This is a genomic window from Prescottella equi (assembly GCF_002094305.1).
In the GTDB taxonomy this organism is placed as follows: Bacteria; Actinomycetota; Actinomycetes; order Mycobacteriales; family Mycobacteriaceae; genus Prescottella; species Prescottella equi.
The window spans coordinates 210,991-228,051 of record NZ_LWTX01000002.1 but is presented as its reverse complement, the minus strand read 5'-3'; the positions used below and the strand labels follow the sequence as shown (position 1 = coordinate 228,051).

The following is a 17,061-nucleotide window of genomic DNA, read 5'->3' as shown; positions in this document are numbered from 1 at the left end:
GGGGACACGGTGGGCGACCGGCGCGCGTTCACCGCAGGGTCACCGTGAGCGCTTCGGTCAACGATGCGGTCGCCACCGCCCCCGCGGCGGGCGCCGGCAGCGCGAGCATCACGACGCGGTCGCGCCGTCCCGCACCGGACGATTCGGGGGAGACGAGCACCACCGTGGCGTCGGTTGCCAGCACGGTGGCGGCGGGCCGTCGCGTCTCGGTGGGCCCGGACGTCTGGTCCACGGTCAGGACGTCGACGCGGTCGCCGGCGCGGATGAGTTCGGACAGACCCGGATCCGTCAGCCGGACCGGCACCATCCGCGCGTCGGGCGCCCCGGCAGCGGCCTCGGTGAGCCGGGGGCCGAGGAGACGGACATCGGTGAGCATCTCGCCCGCCCGTACCGGTGAGGCGACGGTGCGGCCGGAGGCGTCGGCGACGACACGCACGGATCCCTCGGGAAGATCAGGATCCGGGCGGGCGACGACCCGGACATCGCCGGGGGTGAGCACCGTTCCGGGGGTCAGATCGTGCGCCGCGACGAGGACCGGGGCGCCCGAGTCACGTAATCCGTCGCGCAGCAGGAGCACCCCGGCGGCGACGATCAGGACACCGGCGGTGACCCGCCGGGCCGTGTCGGTGCGGGCCCAGTCCGGACGCACAGCGGCGCCGACCCTGCCCAGCAGGGTCGGCGCCAGCGACGCATCGGGACTCGGCCCCCGGGAACGGACGGAATACTTCGGCATGCCATCGGACGCTACGGCCGGGTGCGAGGAACCGGCCGGGGCTTTCCTGGGCGGACCGATCTGCCTGTGGATGAGTCCGGAGCTGTGGAGAAAGTGGTTCGGCGGCGGCGGCTAGCTCGCGGCGGCCGTGCTCGATCCGCTCGTGGTGGACGAGGAAGAGGAAGCAGTCGAGGTCGACTCGGACTTCTTCGCGGGCTCGCTCACGGTGCTCGAGCCGCCGCCACGGCTGTCGGTGCGGTAGAAGCCGCTGCCCTTGAACACGATGCCGACCGAGTTGAACAGCTTGCGGAGCTTGCCCGAGCATGCCGGGCACACGGTCAGGGTGTCGTCGCTGAACGACTGCACGATGTCGAACTTGTTGTCGCACTCGGTGCAGGCGTACGAGTAGGTGGGCACTGGGGTTCCTCCGCACTGTGTAGTCAAACCGCAGGTGTTGGCACTCTACAGTCGACAGTGCCAACAGCGGAAACCAGCATGCTATTTCCGCGAGTGAGCGAACGTCGCGAAAGTCACTTGTCGCGCAGCCGGACCAGCCCGCGGCCCGGGGTGAGCGCGTAGTGCATCCGGACGTCGTGCGGGTCGGCGGGCAGTGTGGGCACCAACTCGCAGTCGCGTACCACCGCGACGAGTGCCGCGCCGGGATCGGCGTAGCCGAGGGTGCGGTCGTAGAACCCGGCTCCTCGGCCCAGTCGGGTGCCCCGCTCGTCCACGGCGAGCGCCGGGACGAAGATCACGGACGCGGACGCGACCTCGCCGGCCGGCAACACCGGACCGAAGGGTTCCTGCAGTCCGTGGCCCGCCGCGGCCAGCCCTTCGGCGCCCGTGAACTCGGCCCACTCGAGCGGGCCGGGTTCACCGGTGACCGGGAGCAGCACCCGCAACCCGGCCGCACGCAGCGCGTCGAGCATCTCGATGGAACCTGGTTCCGAGCCGACAGGCACGTACGCGCACACCGTCGCCCCCGCCGGAGCCGTCGATCCGGCCACGGAAACCGCCGTCGCGGCCAGCGCCCGCGCCTCGGCCGCCCGCGTTCCGGAGGACACCGCACGGCGTTCGCGGAGGACGTGAGCACGCCATTCCGCCTTGGAGAGCGAATTCATGACCGCCACCTTAGGATCGCTCCGTCCGGCCGCGGGGGCCGGATGGATAGGGTGGTGAGTTATGACAGATGCCGTCACCAATGACAACAGGTGCTTCCGGACGGCGGTCGTGCCCGCTGCAGGGATGGGAACGCGGTTCCTACCTGCGACGAAGACCGTTCCGAAGGAGTTACTCCCGGTGGTCGACACGCCGGGCATCGAGTTGGTGGCGGGTGAGGCGGCCGATTCGGGGGCGAACCGTCTCGTCATCGTGACCTCGCCCGGTAAGGACGGTGTCGTCGCTCACTTCGTCGAGGATCTCGTCCTCGAGAGCAAGCTCGAAGCCAGCGGCAAGTACCACCTACTCGAGAAGGTCCGGAAGGCTCCGGGACTGCTGGAGGTCGACTCCGTCGTGCAGGCCGAGCCGCTGGGCCTCGGTCACGCGGTCGGGTGCGCCGAAGCGGTGCTCGACGACGACGAGGACGCCATCGCGGTGCTCCTGCCGGACGATCTGGTGATGCCGCGCGGCGTGCTCGAGACCATGGCGCGGGTGCGCGCCAAGCGCGGCGGCAGCGTGCTGTGCGCCATCGACGTGCCCAAGGAGCAGGTCAGCGCGTACGGCGTGTTCGACGTCGAGACAGTCCCGGACGCGACCAACCCGGACGTCCTCAAGGTCGTCGGAATGGTCGAGAAGCCGGCGATGGAGGACGCTCCGTCCACCTTCGCCGCGGCCGGCCGGTACCTGCTCGACCGCGCGATCTTCGACGCCTTGCGCCGGATCGAGCCGGGCGCGGGCGGCGAACTCCAGCTCACCGACGCCATCGCACTGCTGATCTCCGAGGGACATCCCGTCCACGTCGTGGTCCATCGCGGAACTCGACACGATCTGGGAAATCCCGGCGGTTACCTGCGGGCTGCGGTTGACTTTGCGTTGAACAGCGACGAGTACGGTCCGTCGCTGCGTGAGTGGCTGGCCGACCGACTGCAGCAGCCTTCCGCCGAATAGCGGTTCGCAGCAGTACAGGTCGGGTCGACAGGGTCTGGAGGACGAGAAACCACATGCGCTCGGTTGAGGAGCAGCAGTCGAGAGTGACTGCTGCCGCGGTGGCGCCCCGGCCCGTCCGGGTGGCGATCTCCGAGGCGCAGGGGCTGCTCTGCGCGGAGGAAGTGGTGACCGAACGGCCACTGCCAGGCTTCGACCAGGCCGCGATCGACGGCTATGCGGTTCGCAGTGTCGACGTCCTCGCCGCGGGCACCGATGTCCGCGGCGAGGACGGCGAGCCCACCGAGCTCACACTGCCGGTGGTCGGTGAGGTCACCGCGGGCTCGCGTCAGCCGATCAGGCTCCAGCCCCGGCAGGCGGTGCGGGTCGACACCGGTGCGCCGCTGCCGACTCTCGCGGACGCCGTCCTGCCGATGGACCGCACCGACGGCGGTCACGTGCGGGTCAAGGTCTACAAGCCGGTGCGATCCGGCGACTACGTCCGACGCGCCGGTGACGATGTCCAGCCCGGCGACGTCGCGGTCCGGGCGGGCACGATCATCGGCGCCGCCCAGGTCGGGCTGCTCGCCGCGGTCGGCCGGGACAAGGTTCTCGTGCATCCACGGCCACGCCTGTCGGTGATATCGGTGGGCGGCGAACTCGTCGACATCGACCGCACGCCCGGCCCGGGGCAGGTGTACGACGTCAATTCGTACGCGCTCGCGGCCGCCGCGCGGGACGCCGGCGCCGACGTCAACCGGGTCGGCATCGCGACGATGGATCCGCGGCGGCTCCGGGAAGTCGTCGAGGGGCAGTTGATCCGCTCCGAGATCGTCGTCATCGCGGGCGCCGTCGGTGGTGGCGCGTCCGACGAGGTGCGCGAGGCGCTCGCGGATCTGGGCGATCTCGAGGTGGAGCGGGTGGCGATGCACCCGGGATCCGTGCAGGGTTTCGGACAGTTGGGGCGCGACGAGGTGCCGACGTTCCTGCTGCCGTCCAATCCGGTCAGTGCGCTCGTGGTGTTCGAGGTGATGGTGCGGCCGCTGATCCGTATCGCCCTGGGCCGGCGGCAGCCGATGCGCCGGATCGTCACGGCCCGGTCGGTCGCCCCGATCACGTCCATCGCGAACCGCAAGGGCTTTCTGCGGGGACAACTGATGCGGGACGAAACCACCGGCGAGTACCTCGTGCAGGCGCTCGGCGGAGCGCCGGGAGCGTCGTCGCACCTGCTCGCCACGTTGGCCGAGGCCAACTGTCTGGTGCTCGTCGACCCCGAGGTCACCGAGGTTCGGGCCGGTGAAGAGGTGGAAGTCGCGTTCCTTGCGCAGCGGGGCTGAGCGGGGCGGATCGGTGCATCCTGGATGGCCTGCCCGGGTCGGGCCGCTGCGGGTGACGGCGGGCCGGGTAACGCTGCGGCCCATCCGGTTACGTGATGCGGCGACGTGGAGTCGGCTGCGCATCGTCAATCGGGAGCATCTCGAGCCGTGGGAGCCCACCGGGCAGGCGCCGTGGGACGATCGGCACCATGTCACCGTCTGGCCGGGCCTGTGTTCGAGCCTGCGCTCCGAGGCCCGCAAAGGCCGCATGCTGCCGATGGTCATCGAACTCGACGGTCGCTACTGCGGCCAGATCACGGTCGGCAACATCATCCGAGGCGCCCTGAGTTCGGCGTGGATCGGCTACTGGGTCACGAAGGACGTCGGCGGCCAGGGGGTGGCGACCGCCGCCCTCGCACTCGGTTTGGACCACTGCTTCGGTCCCATGGGACTGCATCGCGTGGAAGCCACCGTGCGCCCGGAAAACGTTGCGAGCCGGGCAGTTCTGGAACACGCCGGGTTCCGGGAGGAGGGATTGCTGCGCCGCTACCTCGACGTCGACGGCCAATGGCGGGACCACCTGCTGGTGGCGATGACGGTGGAAGAGGTTCCGGGCTCGATCTCCGACCGGTTGGTGCGGGCCGGACGCGCCACGTGGGGCTGACGGCCGAGCGACCCCGCCGGGGCCCGACGCCCGACGAGGCCGCTCGGCCGCGGATCACACGATGACGGGCGGGCCGTAACTGACGACGACGTCATCGGCGATATCGGTCGACGCGGTGAAGATCGCGTAGGACCGCACCGACACCGTGCCGAGGGCGTGATTGACCTCGAGGTGCACGTCGCGCAGCGTGATGGCGCACTGCGTCGACTTGCACTCCTTCTTCTGGACCGGGACGGTCGCGATGGTGCCGGGCGCGATCTGCGTCGAGAGGTTGCCCTCGACCGGTGTCTCGACGCCCAGCTCGAGGGCCTGCCCGTTGAACAGTTCCACTACCGCCGGGACCTCCGGGTCGGCGGTCAGGATCAGATTCTCGGAGACCTCCGGAATGAAGACGGCGCCGGGCGTGACGCCGGCGTTGCCGGTGATGACGGCGCCGTTCGAAACGTCGGCCTGGTAGCCGATCTGGTAGCCGACCTCGAGGGTGCCGCCGGTGTACGGCGAGCCGCCGTTGCCACTCACCGTGGCGAGCGCCCGCTGGCTCGCGAAGAGGTCGCGCGTGAACTGGTTGCCCGAGAGCGGTTGCACGCTGTTGATGGATTGCCCTGTCTGCTCGACGGTGAGATCCCAGCCGTCGAAGCTCACGGTGTGCGCGGAGGTGTTCTCCTGCTGGGCCACGGCGGCGCCCGCGGTGCCTACGGCGCCCGCCAGCAGCAGGGCCGCCGAGCCGGCGACGACCGCGGTGGCCGAGCGCGTGAAGGAGCGGCGGCGAAAGTGGCGAAGTAAAGACCGGCGATTCGCATGCATGGGAATTCCTCGTCTTCTCCTGTTGCGCGACCGGTGGGAAATCCCGGCCTCGGGCGGTGTGGACAGGCCGCTTCGCGAGTGCCTGTCCCGGTTGCAGTATTGGGGCTGAATCACTGATCCGTAAGATTTTGGCGACTTGTTTTCCTAGATTTGATCAAGGGTCGCTAACGATTTGGAATCGACCGCACAATTTGTCGCTTTTCTGCGGCGGCCGAAGGTTGATTGCAGCTCGCTGTGCCGCTTCGCGTCAGATGTCGGGTCAGCTGCCGCCGGCGGCCGGCCTGCCACCGTGCGGCGCCTCGGCGGTGCGTCGTTTGCTGGGTGGACCCGGGACGGCGCGGGGTGCAAGGAATCTCGAGGCTGCAATTTCTTCCTCGAGAGGTGATAATCGAGTGACGGGTGTGACACCTGCGAAACTTGAGTCGGCGCGTCTGCGACGATTCGTGCCTCGCTGCCACTACCCTGAACGGGTCATTGGCGACATCAGTGCTGGTAGACGAATGGGAGGAGGCCGCCGGTATGCCGAGTTCCTCGATCATCTGGATCGCGCTCGTCGCCGTCTGGCTGTTCGTCCTTGTTCCGATGCTTGTCAGCAGGCGGCCTCGGATCCGGCAGACGACCGACGCAGCCCTCGCGACTCGAGTGCTGTTTCAAGGCGGGGCGAAGCGGACGGCGCGGGGTCCCGCGGCCGGGCACCGCAGCGACCCGAACTGGCGACCGGCACCGGATTTCGGTGACACCCACAGCGACGACCACCATGGCACGGACGCGGAGGATCGAATGAACGCTCACGCCGACGACGACCCGAGGGCGCGCGACCGCGGCGCCGCGGGAGAGTACGTACCGGACCGACGCGGCCGGGGTGGATTCGACCCCGAGGCCGACGCGATCGCCCGCGCGGCCCGATACCAGTTCCGTCAGCGCTCCGTGCTGGGATTGGTGTTCGCGTCCCTGCTCACGGCCGGTTTGGCCGTGGCACTCACCCCCGTCATGTGGTGGGTCTTTGCGCTGACGTTCGTCGGACTGGGGTTCTATCTGGCATATCTGCGCCGACAGGTGCACATGGAGCAGGCCATTCGCCGCCGCCGGATGGCCCGGGTCGGCCGGTCGCGACTCGGTGTGGAGTCGCTCTCCGACGACGAACTTCGCCTCGTCCCGTCGCGGTTGCGCCGGCCCGGCGCAGTGGTCCTCGAGGTCGACGACGGGGACCCGGCGTTCGACCACCTCGACTACTACGACGCGGAGGCGGCCGAGTACGGGTACGACGACAGCCGTTACCGAGACGAGGATCTGCGCAGAGCGTCGGGACAGTAGTCCGACAGGTTTTGCGAAGGGCGTCCGATCACCGATCGGGCGCCCTTCGCGTTGTCGGGCGCCGGCGCGAATTGTGGCTGCTGACCAGCCGATTCGTTATCCGGAGGCATGTCCTGTTAGAGTTTCGGAGCGGTCAGGGAACGATGGACCGTGGTTCGGGGCTGTGGCGCAGTTGGTAGCGCGCTTCGTTCGCATCGAAGAGGTCAGGGGTTCGATTCCCCTCAGCTCCACCGGAAAGAAGGCCCCCTCCCTCGGGAGGGGGCCTTCTTCGTGTTCGTCCCGATCGCGGGCGGGGTTCACCGATTCGCCGGGACCGTGGTCAGCGTGAAGCGTCCGGGGGGATCTCCGGTAGGCCCTCCGCTGCGCGCAGCTTCTCCGCGAGCGTCGTCAACAGCGTCTGGGACTCTTCGGACAGATCGAATGCGCGGGTCGCGAGCCTGCGCAGCCCGTAGCCCTGCAACTGGTTGAGCAGCTCGAGATCGTGATCGATCTTGGAGGCGTAGATGTCGTTGAAGAAGTACGCCGGCTTGACCTTGAAGAACTTCGCGAAGGCGGCCACGGTCTCGTCCGACGGATTGCTTCGCTGGCCGGAGCGCAGCTGCGAGATGTACGGCTTGGAGATCTTGTGTCCGTCCGCGATGAGGGCGTTCGCCACTTCTGCGTTGGTATGCGGCTTCCGGCCCGGGGGATGGACGGTCTCGAAGAGCTTGTTCAGCCGTGCGGCGAAATCAGACATCGCGACGATAGTAGCACCGGTGATAGCCAATCGGTAGCTCGAAAGTGTCGACTGGTCAGGCGTTCGGTGTGTTCGGGGAATGGCCCGGACGGGATGGTAATTGTCGGCGGCGCTACTCGAATAGCTTCGCCGTTGCTCGAATTCCTTTCCGGCAATTCCGGCGCTCTGCCGGTCAATTCCGGCCCGGCTGGCGAACCCAGACCACACCGGGGAGACTTGTGACATGGACCGCAGAATGAGCGACAACGAATTGCGCAGGGCGATTCGCGTGCTGCGCGATCGGGCGGACGACGCCCGAAGCCACGGACGCCCCGAGGACGCGGACGGCATCGAGAGAACCATCCGCGACTACCAGGACGAGATGGCGCAGCGCCTCTGAGAAGAGGGCCCCTCGGAGTCCGATTCGCGCTGCCCCCGCGCCGACGCCTCGTTCGGCGCGGATGCCTCGTGTGCGACGTACACTGCCGGGACTGGACGGACCGATCGGCGAAGGCGGGGGACGACAGACGATGGCGATCAGAACACTCGACGGGAAGAAGTGTCTCGTCACCGGTGCGGCCAGTGGGATCGGGCGGGCGACCGCCGTCGCGGCGGCGGGCAGAGGCGCGGAGTTGGTGCTGACCGACGTGAACGAGGTCGGTCTGGCGGAGACAGTCGCGCTGTGCGGTGGTGCGGGTGGGAAGGTGTTGTCCGCGCGCGCTTTCGACATCACCGACTTCGACACTGTCACCGACTTCGCGAACGACGTGCACGAGGAGTTCGGCAGTCTCGACGTGGTCATGAACGTCGCCGGGATCTCTGCGTGGGGCACGGTGGAACATCTCGAGCATCGACACTGGAAGTCGATGGTCGACGTCAATCTGATGGGACCGATCCACATCATCGAGCGCTTCGTGCCGCCGATGATCGCGGCCGGCCGCGGGGGGCACCTCGTGAACGTCTCGTCCGCGGCCGGGCTCCTGGCGCTGCCGTGGCATGCGGCGTACAGCGCCGGCAAGTTCGGGCTGCGTGGGGTGTCGGAGGTCCTGCGGTTCGACCTCAAGCGGCACGGTATCGGCGTGAGTCTGGTGGTCCCGGGTGGCGTGAAGACACCCCTGGTCGAAACGGTGCAGATCGCGGGCATCGACAGACAGGACCCGCGTGTGCAGAAGCTCACCCGGCGTTTCGAGAAGCACGCCGTCACGCCAGAGAAGGTGGCCGACTGCATCCTGGCCGGGATCGTGAAGAACCGTTTCCTGGTCTACACGTCGAACGACATCCGATTCGGATACTGGTGGGCTCGGAAGTTCGCCCCGCCGTACGAGTTCGTGATGCAGAAGGCCAACGACCGGTTCAGTTCACTGCTGTAGCGATCGGGCGCGGCCGCAGCGCACCGCTGTGCATCTCGAAGGCGGCGTCGACGAGATCGAGTTGGCTCAGGTCGTGGGTCACCATGACCGTCGCGACGGATCGTTCGCGGCTCAGGTCCGCCAACAGCGCGACGATCTCCCGGCTGCGTTCCTCGTCGAGGGCCGACGTGGGCTCGTCGACCAGGAGCACCGCGGGGTCGTTGACGAGTGAGCGGGCGATCGCGACCCGCTGTCGCTGCCCACCGGAGAGCTGGTTCGGCCGCCGGTCGAGCTGGCCCTCGAGACCGAGGCTGCTGAGCAGGTCTCGGGCGCGGCGCCGGCTCTCGCGCACCTTGCCGCCGTTCAGATGCGTGATCATCTCGAGTTGCTCGGTGGCGGTGAGGGACGGCAGCAGGTTCGACTGCTGGAACACGAAACCGAGCTTCTCGCGCCGCACGTCGGTGCGGGCGCCGCGGTCGAGGCCCGTGACATCGGTGCCGTCGATCGTGACGGTGCCGGAATCCGGCGTGGTCAGCAACCCTGCGACGGCCAGGACGCTCGACTTGCCGGATCCGGAGGGTCCGGTCACGGCGACCAGTTCCCCGCGGTTCACGTGGAGATTCACGTCGTCGAGGGCGCGCAGGCGGGTGTCGCCGTCGGGGTAGGTGAGGACGATGTCACGCAGATCGATGCTCATGGGGAACCTTTCGTGGAGTGGGGCGGCTCAGCGGGCGGTCGCGAGCGCGGACTGCGGGTCGATGGAGACGATGCGGGCCAGGGCGGCGGTCGCACCCACCATGCCCATCACGATCAATGCGACGAACGGGACGAGGGTGCCCGTCAGGGTCAGCGTGAAGGGCACGAACTGCGACGCGATGGCGCCGAGTCCCGCCGCGGCGAGGGCGCCGAGGCCGGCACCGAGGACGAGCACGATCAGCGACTGGCCGAGTGCGTCCTTGAGGAGGTACTTCGTGGAGGCGCCGACGGCCTTGAGGACCGCGAGGTCCTGGCTGCGCTGGATGGTCCAGACGGTGAAGAACGCGCCGACCACCAGGGCACTGACCGTCATGAGCATCGCCTGCATGAGGAGCAGCGAGCCCCGCTCGGACGTGTAGGAGCCGATCGCGTCGAGCGCACCCTTCTGGTCGGTGATCGACGTGCCGGTCGCGGCGGCAGCACCGTCGGCGTCGAACCCTCCCGACGTGCGCAGCGCGACGACGGTGCCGTCGCTGCCGCCCGCGGACGGCAGTTGCGTCCACACCCCGTGGTCGATCCACACCACGGGCTGGTGGCTGTAGAGGGAGTCGTCGACGAGTGCGGTGATCGTGAACGTCTGGGCGCCGATGGTGATTCGGCTACCGGCGTCCCAGCCGTTGTCCTTCGCGAGATCGGCGTCGACGGCTGCCGAACCGGCATCGAGCGGTACGGGGGCGGCGAAGGAATCGCCGTCGACTCCGAACGCGGAGGCGGCCACCTCCCTGCTGCCGTTGCTGATCCGGACCGGCGCGATGCCGACGATCGCGGCCTCGTCGACACCGGCCGTCGCGGTCAGAGCGTCGCGCTGTTGTTCGGTGACGGTGGATTCGCCGAACGAGAGCGACTGGCCCTCTGCGGGTTCACCGAACGCGAAGTTGTCGGCGCCGATGTGCTGGACCGCGGCGATCGATTGGTTGCCCAGACCCGTGGTCAGCCCCGACAGCATGACGACCATCAGGGAGATCAGGAACAGGGCCGAGCTCATGAGGGCGAACCGGCCCTTGGCGAAGCGGAGATCTCGAATACTGAGGAACATGTGATCCAGCGTCGCGGAGAAGGGGTGGTCGGGGCATCGCGCATCGGTTGACTTCCCCGGTCCATCGAAAGTAGGAGTCCGTGCTTGGCGGCGGTGAGCGTGGGATCGGCGGTGTTAGCGTGAGTGAAATGCAGACCTCCGACGCGTACCACCCCGGCGGTGTCGCCCCCGTGCTGCGCGCCATGCAGATCGGCGCGCACTTCCTCTTCCTGCTCCTGCTCGCGATCGGTGTCGGACGGGTTCTCGTCACGAAGGGCGCCGACGGTTGGTGGATCGTCGCGATCGCGGTCGCGGAACTGCTCTGGTACGGCTGCGGAGTGCTCTTCGCCCGTGGCGCGCGAAACGGCGGCGCCGTCGACAAGGCGTCCGGGCGGTCGTGGCTGGGTATCCTCGTCCTCGGCTGGCTGGCGCTCGTGGTCTCGGACCCCAACTTCGTCTGGCTCGTGTTCGCGCTGTTCTTCCTGTGCTTCCACCTGCTGACGATTCCGCAGGCGTTCGGAGCGACCGTGGCGCTCACGGCGGTGTCGATCACGGCGAGCCTGTGGCACGGCGTCACCGAGACGGTGCCGTCGATCGTGGGGCCGCTCATCGGTGCGGCCGTCGCCGCGGGCATGGCGACGGTGTACCAGTTGCTGGTGCGGGAGGCCGCCGAACGACAGCTGCTGGTCGACGAACTCACCGAGGCGCATCGCGAACTCCTGGGCGCACAGGACGAACTGGGCGCCCTGCAACGCGAATCCGGTGCCCTGGAGGAACGTTCACGGCTCGCCCGGGACATCCACGACACCCTCGCGCAGGGCTTCTCGTCGATCCTGCTGCTGGCCCGCGCGGGCCGGCGCGGCAACGACGCCGCGCCGATCTTCGACCAGATCGCCGATACCGCGCAGGAGAATCTGGTGGAGGCTCGCCGGGTGGTGGCGGCGCTCGCGCCCGCCGACCTGGAATCGGCGCCCCTCGAGTCGGCGTTGCGGCGCCTGGTCGCCCAACTAGGCGACCAGACCGGCATCATCGGTGAAGTGCACACCGACGGCGAGGACGTCCCCCTGCCGATGGACTACGACGTCGCGTTGCTGCGGGTCGCGCAGAGTTCGCTCGCGAACGTCCGCCTGCATTCGCGGGCGCAGCGGGTGCGGGTGACACTCACCTACGAGGCGGACGAGGTGCGCCTGGACGTCGTCGACGACGGGATCGGTTTCGATACCCGCGAGGCCGGTGGATTCGGTCTGCGGGCCATGCGCGAGCGACTCGCGGAGTTGGGAGGAACGTTGGTCGTGGAGAGTGCTCCGAACGACGGGACCGCGGTTGCCGCAACACTTCCGGTGGGGAGGCCGCTGTGAGTGGCGTGCGGGTGCTTCTGGTCGACGACCATCCCGTCGTGCGAGCGGGACTGCGCGCCCTGCTCGCGTCGCACGACGGTGTGGACGTGGTGGCGGAGGCGTCGTCGGGCGAGGAGGCGGTGGCGCTGGCCGGGAGCACCGAACCCGACGTCGTGCTGATGGATCTACGGCTCGGCGCCGGCCTGGACGGCGCGGGGGCGACGGCACGGATCACCGCGGCCGAGAACCCACCGCGTGTCGTCGTGCTCACCACCTACGACACCGACGCCGACATCCTGCGCGCGGTGGAGGCGGGTGCCTCCGGGTACCTGCTCAAGGACACGGCGCCGGAGGTGCTGATCGAGTCGGTGTTCGCGGCGGCGCGAGGCGACACGGTGTTGGATCCGGATGTGGCGCAACGGCTCTACCGGCGTATGCAGCAGCCGAGAGTGGAGCTCAGCGGCCGGGAGGTCGAGGTTCTGGACCTGGTGGCGCAGGGACTGTCGAACCGGGCCATCGCGAAGCAGTTGTTCGTGAGCGAGGCCACCGTCAAGTCCCATCTGGTACATGCGTTCACGAAACTCGGTGTCGACAGTCGCACCGCTGCGGTGGCCGCGGCCCGCGAACGGGGCCTGATCACCTGACGGATCGGGTAGCGTCCGACGCATGCCGAAGCGTTTCGAGTTCTCGGCCGAGTTCGCGCATCCGGTCGAGCGTGTGTACGCCGTGCTGACCGACGAAGCCTACTGGCGCGGGCGACTGACTCCCGACTCGCGCGCAGCCGTGCAGGTGGTCGACTCCCTCGACGGGGACGGGCGGCCACTGGTGACGGTGACGATGACCGAGACGGTCGATTCGGCCAGTTTTCCGGCGTTGGTGCGCAAGGCAGTTCGCGGTGAGATGCGTATGCAGCGTGTCGACTCGTGGAGTCCTGTCGGCGACGGCCGGGCGTCGGGTCGGGTCGAGGGGACGTCGACGGGCATACCGGTCGTGATCCGCGGCGACTACGACCTGGGCCCGCACGCGGGCGGCGCGCTGCTCGCGGTGCGCGGAACGATCACCGCGAAGGTCCCCGTGATCGGAGGCAGCATCGAGACCCTCGCCCGCCAGATGGTGGGGCAGATGGTGACCCGAGACCGTGACGAGGTGCTGCGCCGACTCGCCGACACCGGCTGAGTGCGGGCGGGTCAGTCGATCTCGACATCGATGACCCGAGCCCCGGGGCCCTCGGTGCCGAGTTCGTCGTGCGGGTTGGCGAGAGTGCAACTCGCCAGGGACAGGCACCCGCAGCCGATGCAGTTGGTGAGGTCGTCGCGCAGCCGGGTGAGTTGTTCGATGCGCCGGTCGAGGTCGGCGTGCCAGCGGCTCGACAGCCGCGCCCAGTCGCTGCGGTTGGGGGTGCGGCCGTCCGGGAGGGTGGACAGTGCGTCCCGGATCTCGGCGAGCGGTATCCCGACTTTCTGGGACAGCCGGACGAACGCGACCCTGCGCAGCACGTCGCGCTTGTAGCGGCGTTGGTTGCCGCTGGTCCGGCGGCTCGAGATGAGGCCCTCGCGTTCGTAGAAGTGCAGCGCCGAGACCGCCACCCCGCTGCGCTCCGACAGCTGTCCGGGCGTGAGTTCCCTGGTGTTCCAATCCGGCATTTCCACTCCGTCCACCCTTCCCGTGCGCCAACCTCGACAATACTCGAGGATTGGGGCGTGGGATGCCGTCCGGCGCGGGCGGGACTACCGTTTACCCATGAGCGTGCAGGAGCCGGCGAAACCGGGGGTCGACACCGAGGTGGGCGCGCTGCGCACGGTGCTGCTGCACCGTCCCGGCGACGAACTGCGCAGACTGACCCCGCGCAACAACGACCAACTGCTCTTCGACGGCCTGCCCTGGCTGGACCGCGCGCAGGAGGAGCACGACGCGTTCGCCGACGTGCTTCGCGGGCGCGGAGTGGAGGTGCTGCTGCTCGCCGACCTGCTGGCCGAGACGCTCACCACGAGCGGTGCGGCACGGATGCAGGGCATTTCGGCGGCCGTCGACCCGCGCAAACTGGGGCACGCACTCGCGCAGGACCTCGCCGCGCACCTGCGCGGGATTCCCGCGGCCGACCTGGCCGACGTCCTCACCGCCGGGATGACGTTCGACGAGTTGCCGATCGGCACCGGTGCCGCGACCCCGTCGCTGGTCCGGTTGATGCACCACGGCGGCGACTTCGTTATCGACCCACTGCCGAACCTGCTGTTCACGCGGGATTCGTCGTTCTGGGTGGGCGGCCGCTTCGCGATCACGACCCTCGCCCTGCCGGCGCGGGCGCGCGAGGCGTCGCTCACCGACCTCATCTATGCGCATCACCCGCGCTTCCGCGGGGTGCGGCGGGCCTACGAATCGCACACCGCCCCGGTGGAAGGCGGCGACGTCCTGCTGCTCGCCCCCGGGGTGATCGCGGTCGGGGTGGGGGAGCGGACTACGCCGGCCGGTGCCGAAGCGTTGGCGCGCAGCGTCTTCGAGGACGGACTGGCGCACACCGTGCTGGCGGTGCCGATCGAGCAACGGCGGGCGTCCATGCACCTCGACACCGTCCTGACGATGGTCGACACCGATGCGGTCGTGATGTACCCGGCTGTTCGGGAAACCCTGTCGGCCTTCACGATCCGCAGCCTGGACGGAAGCGCGCGGATCAGCGGCCCGGAGCCCTTCCTCGAGGCCGCCGCGGCCGCGATGGGGATCGGGAAGCTGCGGGTGATCGACACCGGACTCGATCACGTCACCGCCGAGCGCGAGCAGTGGGACGACGGCAACAACACGCTCGCGCTCGCGCCCGGCGTCGTGGTCGCCTACGAGCGCAACGTCGAGACCAACGCGCGAATGGAGGCATCGGGCATCGAGGTGTTGCGAATCTCCGGCTCCGAGTTGGGGTCCGGGCGGGGCGGACCGCGCTGTATGTCGTGTCCGATAGCACGCGATCCGCTGCCCTGAGCCCACGGCGGTCAGAGGATGTCGCGCACCTTCTCGTACGGCCGCGCCAGCACGGTGCCGCGGTCGGTCACGACGATGGGGCGTTCGATGAGGATCGGGTTGTCGACCATCGCGTCGAGCAGTTCGTCCTCGGAGGCGCTCGCGAGGCCGAGTTCCTTGTAGACGGCCTCCTTCTTTCGGATCGCCTCGCTCGGGCGCAGGCCCGCGTCGTCGAGCAGTTTGCGCAGTCCGTCCCGCGAAGGCGGCGTCTCGAGGTACTTGACGACGGTCGGCTCGAGGCCGGCTTCCTCGATGAGTTTCAACGTGTTCCGCGACGTGCTGCAGCGGGGATTGTGATAGATCGTTGCGTTCTTTGCGGTACCTGCCATGCCTGCCATTCTGCACGGGGACAATGGATGACGGAGCATGGAGACCAGCTAGTCACGAACTCAGCGTGAGGAGTGTTGGACATGACCGATCGACGCATCGTCATCGCCGGCGGGCACGGCAAGATCGCCAGGCACCTGATCAAGGAGTTGACCGCGTCGGGCGACCGCGCGGTGGCACTGATCCGAAACCCGGACCACGTGGGCCCGGTGCGGGCGCTCGGTGCGCTGCCGGTGGTGATCGACCTCGAAACCGCGACCGTCGACGAGGTGGCGGACGTCGTCCGTGGTGCCGACGCGGTCGTGTTCGCGGCCGGCGCCGGACCGGGCAGCGGCGCGGACCGGAAGGACAGCGTCGATCGCGGCGCCGCGGTCCTCATGGCCGATGCCGCCGAGCGGGCCGGGGTGCGGAGGTTCATCCAGGTCAGCTCCTTCGGCGCCGGTGAGCCGATTCCCGACGGCACCGACGAGGTGTTCGCGGCTTACCTCGTCGCGAAGACCGCCGCCGAGGACGACCTGAGGCGGCGGGACGGCCTGGACTGGACGATCCTGCGGCCCGGGGGACTCACCGACGACGATCCGACGGGCGAGGTCACGCTGACGGAGCCGCCGCTCGAACGCGGCACGGTGCCACGGGGCGATGTCGCAGCCGTCATCGCCGCGTTGCTCGCGTCGGACGGGGACGGCCGTCCGCCGCGTGCGGTCCGGCGCACGCTGATGCTCACGGAGGGGTCGTTCTCCATTGAGGACGCCCTCGCCGCGTTACCGTGAATCCACTCGACAGGGGGCGGATGAGCAGGAAGGGGAGTCGTGGACATCGAGATCGACCACGCGTCGTCGACGCCGCCGTTCGAGCAGTTGCGCACGCAGATACTCGAACTCGTCAAGTCCGAGCGGCTCGTGGCCGGCACCAAGATCCCGACTGTTCGGGGCCTGGCGTCCCAACTCCACATCGCGCCGAACACCGTCGCGCGGACCTATCGGGAGCTCGAGCAACTCGGGGTCATCGAGACGCGTGGACGGCTCGGCTCCTTCGTGGCGGCGTCCGGCGATCCCACGCGGGCCAAGGCGCAGGAAGCCGCGACCGAGTACGCCCGGGTGGTTCGTCGGCTGGGAATCTCGGACGCGGATGCCGTGGCGTTCGTGGCGAGCGCCCTCGAGGGAGCCTGAGCCTGTAGCCGTTTAGGTTGACGCTTCAACTTAATCTGTGTCAGGGTGGGGTCATGAACTCCACCGTGTTCCGTGACGTCAGTCTGCTCATCGCCCGGCTGGGCCTCGGCGTGATCTTCATCGCGCACGGGTGGCAGAAGTTCTCCACGTGGGGCATCGACGGCACCCAGGCCGCCTTCGCCGGCATGGACGTGCCGCTGGCCGACGTCTCCGCGATCGTCGCCGCGACGATCGAGTTGGTGGGCGGCATCGCCCTGCTCGTCGGATTCGCCACCCGGGTAGCCGGCGTCCTGCTCTTCCTGAACATGCTCGGCGCGTTCTTCATCGTGCACGTCGGCCACGGCATCTTCGTCGGTGACGGCGGCTACGAACTGGTCCTGGCGCTCGGGGTCGCATCGCTGCTGATCGCGGGTGTCGGTGCGGGCCGGTTCAGCGTCGACGCCGTCGTCGGGAAAAGGTCGCGGGTGCTGTCCGCCTCCTGAGCTGTCGTCTACA

General features: G+C 68.8%; 22 protein-coding genes and 1 tRNA gene. 14 read left to right on the top strand and 9 right to left on the bottom strand.

Translation table 11 applies throughout. The features are described 5' to 3' along the window. Nucleotides 1-28 precede the first annotated feature (28 nt). The 3 genes from A6I89_RS06645 to A6I89_RS06635 all read right to left on the bottom strand — a co-directional run bounded on the left by A6I89_RS06645 (nt 29) and on the right by A6I89_RS06635 (nt 1,833). Nucleotides 29-733, bottom strand: a complete 705-nt coding sequence (locus tag A6I89_RS06645) for an SAF domain-containing protein (protein ID WP_022594562.1) — start codon at nt 731-733, stop codon at nt 29-31. Nucleotides 734-844: 111 nt separating this feature from the next. Next, nucleotides 845-1,129 carry an FmdB family zinc ribbon protein gene (locus A6I89_RS06640; protein ID WP_005514802.1) on the bottom strand — a complete coding sequence of 95 codons (285 nt, stop codon included), beginning with the start codon at nt 1,127-1,129 and terminating at the stop codon, nt 845-847. Nucleotides 1,130-1,242: 113 nt separating this feature from the next. Beyond that, entirely contained in the window at nt 1,243-1,833 is a 591-nt protein-coding gene (locus A6I89_RS06635) for a 5-formyltetrahydrofolate cyclo-ligase (RefSeq protein WP_022594564.1), read from the bottom strand. Between the two features lie 61 nt (nt 1,834-1,894). Between A6I89_RS06635 and A6I89_RS06630 the strand changes: the two genes are divergently transcribed. Genes A6I89_RS06630 through A6I89_RS06620 form a run of 3 tightly spaced genes read left to right on the top strand, consistent with a single transcriptional unit; the run spans nt 1,895 to nt 4,774 of the window. Continuing rightward, nucleotides 1,895-2,818, top strand: coding sequence for a UTP--glucose-1-phosphate uridylyltransferase (locus A6I89_RS06630; RefSeq protein WP_005514800.1), 924 nt, complete (start codon nt 1,895-1,897; stop codon nt 2,816-2,818). Nucleotides 2,819-2,871: 53 nt separating this feature from the next. Beyond that, nucleotides 2,872-4,131, top strand: a complete 1,260-nt coding sequence (gene glp / locus A6I89_RS06625) for a molybdotransferase-like divisome protein Glp (protein WP_005514799.1) — start codon at nt 2,872-2,874, stop codon at nt 4,129-4,131. Nucleotides 4,132-4,144: 13 nt separating this feature from the next. After that, the gene (locus tag A6I89_RS06620) at nt 4,145-4,774 is read left to right on the top strand and encodes a GNAT family N-acetyltransferase (protein WP_226347404.1); all 630 of its coding nucleotides are present in this window, start codon (nt 4,145-4,147) and stop codon (nt 4,772-4,774) included. A gap of 54 nt (nt 4,775-4,828) precedes the next feature. Here the strand turns inward: A6I89_RS06620 and A6I89_RS06615 are convergent, their stop codons facing one another. Further along, nucleotides 4,829-5,578 (bottom strand): MspA family porin, encoded by a 750-nt coding sequence (locus tag A6I89_RS06615; protein WP_005514797.1) that lies wholly within the window; start codon nt 5,576-5,578, stop codon nt 4,829-4,831. Nucleotides 5,579-6,097: 519 nt separating this feature from the next. On the opposite strand from A6I89_RS06615, the gene sepX reads away from it, so the two are divergent. Then, complete coding sequence (gene sepX, locus A6I89_RS06610; protein ID WP_022594566.1) at nt 6,098-6,892, top strand: divisome protein SepX/GlpR; 795 nt, start codon at nt 6,098-6,100, stop codon at nt 6,890-6,892. Nucleotides 6,893-7,049: 157 nt separating this feature from the next. Further along, a tRNA-Ala gene (locus A6I89_RS06605) sits at nt 7,050-7,122 on the top strand. 89 nt (nt 7,123-7,211) lie between these two features. Here the strand turns inward: A6I89_RS06605 and A6I89_RS06600 are convergent. Then, nucleotides 7,212-7,628 (bottom strand): helix-turn-helix domain-containing protein, encoded by a 417-nt coding sequence (locus A6I89_RS06600; protein ID WP_005514792.1) that lies wholly within the window; start codon nt 7,626-7,628, stop codon nt 7,212-7,214. Nucleotides 7,629-7,863: 235 nt separating this feature from the next. Between A6I89_RS06600 and A6I89_RS24580 the strand changes: the two genes are divergently transcribed. Together A6I89_RS24580 and A6I89_RS06595 are read left to right on the top strand one after the other, a co-directional pair. Beyond that, complete coding sequence (locus A6I89_RS24580; protein WP_022594568.1) at nt 7,864-8,007, top strand: hypothetical protein; 144 nt, start codon at nt 7,864-7,866, stop codon at nt 8,005-8,007. A 130-nt stretch (nt 8,008-8,137) separates the two neighbouring features. Next, complete coding sequence (locus tag A6I89_RS06595) at nt 8,138-8,977, top strand: SDR family oxidoreductase (protein ID WP_044990622.1); 840 nt, start codon at nt 8,138-8,140, stop codon at nt 8,975-8,977. Here A6I89_RS06595 and A6I89_RS06590 read toward each other — a convergent pair. Further along, complete coding sequence (locus A6I89_RS06590; RefSeq protein WP_022594572.1) at nt 8,961-9,653, bottom strand: ABC transporter ATP-binding protein; 693 nt, start codon at nt 9,651-9,653, stop codon at nt 8,961-8,963. The two genes, A6I89_RS06595 and A6I89_RS06590, sit on opposite strands and share 17 nt — an antisense overlap. Nucleotides 9,654-9,680: 27 nt before the next feature. Then, nucleotides 9,681-10,748: an ABC transporter permease gene (locus A6I89_RS06585; RefSeq protein ID WP_022594574.1), complete on the bottom strand. Its 1,068-nt coding sequence runs from the start codon at nt 10,746-10,748 to the stop codon at nt 9,681-9,683. A gap of 128 nt (nt 10,749-10,876) precedes the next feature. On the opposite strand from A6I89_RS06585, the gene A6I89_RS06580 reads away from it, so the two are divergent. From A6I89_RS06580 to A6I89_RS06570, 3 genes are read left to right on the top strand one after another with little or no spacing between them, the layout of a single operon-like run. Continuing rightward, entirely contained in the window at nt 10,877-12,085 is a 1,209-nt protein-coding gene (locus tag A6I89_RS06580; protein WP_022594576.1) for a sensor histidine kinase, read from the top strand. Continuing rightward, nucleotides 12,082-12,708: a response regulator gene (locus A6I89_RS06575; RefSeq protein ID WP_005514786.1), complete on the top strand. Its 627-nt coding sequence runs from the start codon at nt 12,082-12,084 to the stop codon at nt 12,706-12,708. Before A6I89_RS06580 ends, A6I89_RS06575 begins: the two co-directional genes overlap by 4 nt. Before the next feature lie 22 nt (nt 12,709-12,730). Next, nucleotides 12,731-13,240, top strand: a complete 510-nt coding sequence (locus A6I89_RS06570; RefSeq protein ID WP_022594578.1) for a DUF2505 domain-containing protein — start codon at nt 12,731-12,733, stop codon at nt 13,238-13,240. 11 nt (nt 13,241-13,251) lie between these two features. Here the strand turns inward: A6I89_RS06570 and soxR are convergent, their stop codons facing one another. Next, complete coding sequence (soxR, locus tag A6I89_RS06565; RefSeq protein ID WP_005514784.1) at nt 13,252-13,713, bottom strand: redox-sensitive transcriptional activator SoxR; 462 nt, start codon at nt 13,711-13,713, stop codon at nt 13,252-13,254. Nucleotides 13,714-13,804: 91 nt separating this feature from the next. On the opposite strand from soxR, the gene A6I89_RS06560 reads away from it, so the two are divergent. Further along, nucleotides 13,805-15,031 (top strand): arginine deiminase, encoded by a 1,227-nt coding sequence (locus tag A6I89_RS06560; RefSeq protein WP_005514783.1) that lies wholly within the window; start codon nt 13,805-13,807, stop codon nt 15,029-15,031. 11 nt (nt 15,032-15,042) lie between these two features. Here the strand turns inward: A6I89_RS06560 and arsC are convergent, their stop codons facing one another. Next, on the bottom strand, nt 15,043-15,399 hold the full coding sequence (gene arsC / locus A6I89_RS06555; protein ID WP_022594582.1) for an arsenate reductase (glutaredoxin): 357 nt from the start codon (nt 15,397-15,399) through the stop codon (nt 15,043-15,045). Between the two features lie 81 nt (nt 15,400-15,480). On the opposite strand from arsC, the gene A6I89_RS06550 reads away from it, so the two are divergent. From A6I89_RS06550 to A6I89_RS06540, 3 genes are read left to right on the top strand one after another with little or no spacing between them, the layout of a single operon-like run. Further along, on the top strand, nt 15,481-16,167 hold the full coding sequence (locus A6I89_RS06550; protein WP_005514781.1) for an SDR family oxidoreductase: 687 nt from the start codon (nt 15,481-15,483) through the stop codon (nt 16,165-16,167). A gap of 39 nt (nt 16,168-16,206) precedes the next feature. Beyond that, entirely contained in the window at nt 16,207-16,566 is a 360-nt protein-coding gene (locus A6I89_RS06545; protein ID WP_005514780.1) for a GntR family transcriptional regulator, read from the top strand. Between the two features lie 53 nt (nt 16,567-16,619). Continuing rightward, a complete protein-coding gene (locus A6I89_RS06540) occupies nt 16,620-17,048 on the top strand; it encodes a DoxX family protein (RefSeq protein ID WP_022594584.1) in 429 nt (142 codons plus the stop codon). Nucleotides 17,049-17,061 lie beyond the last annotated feature (13 nt).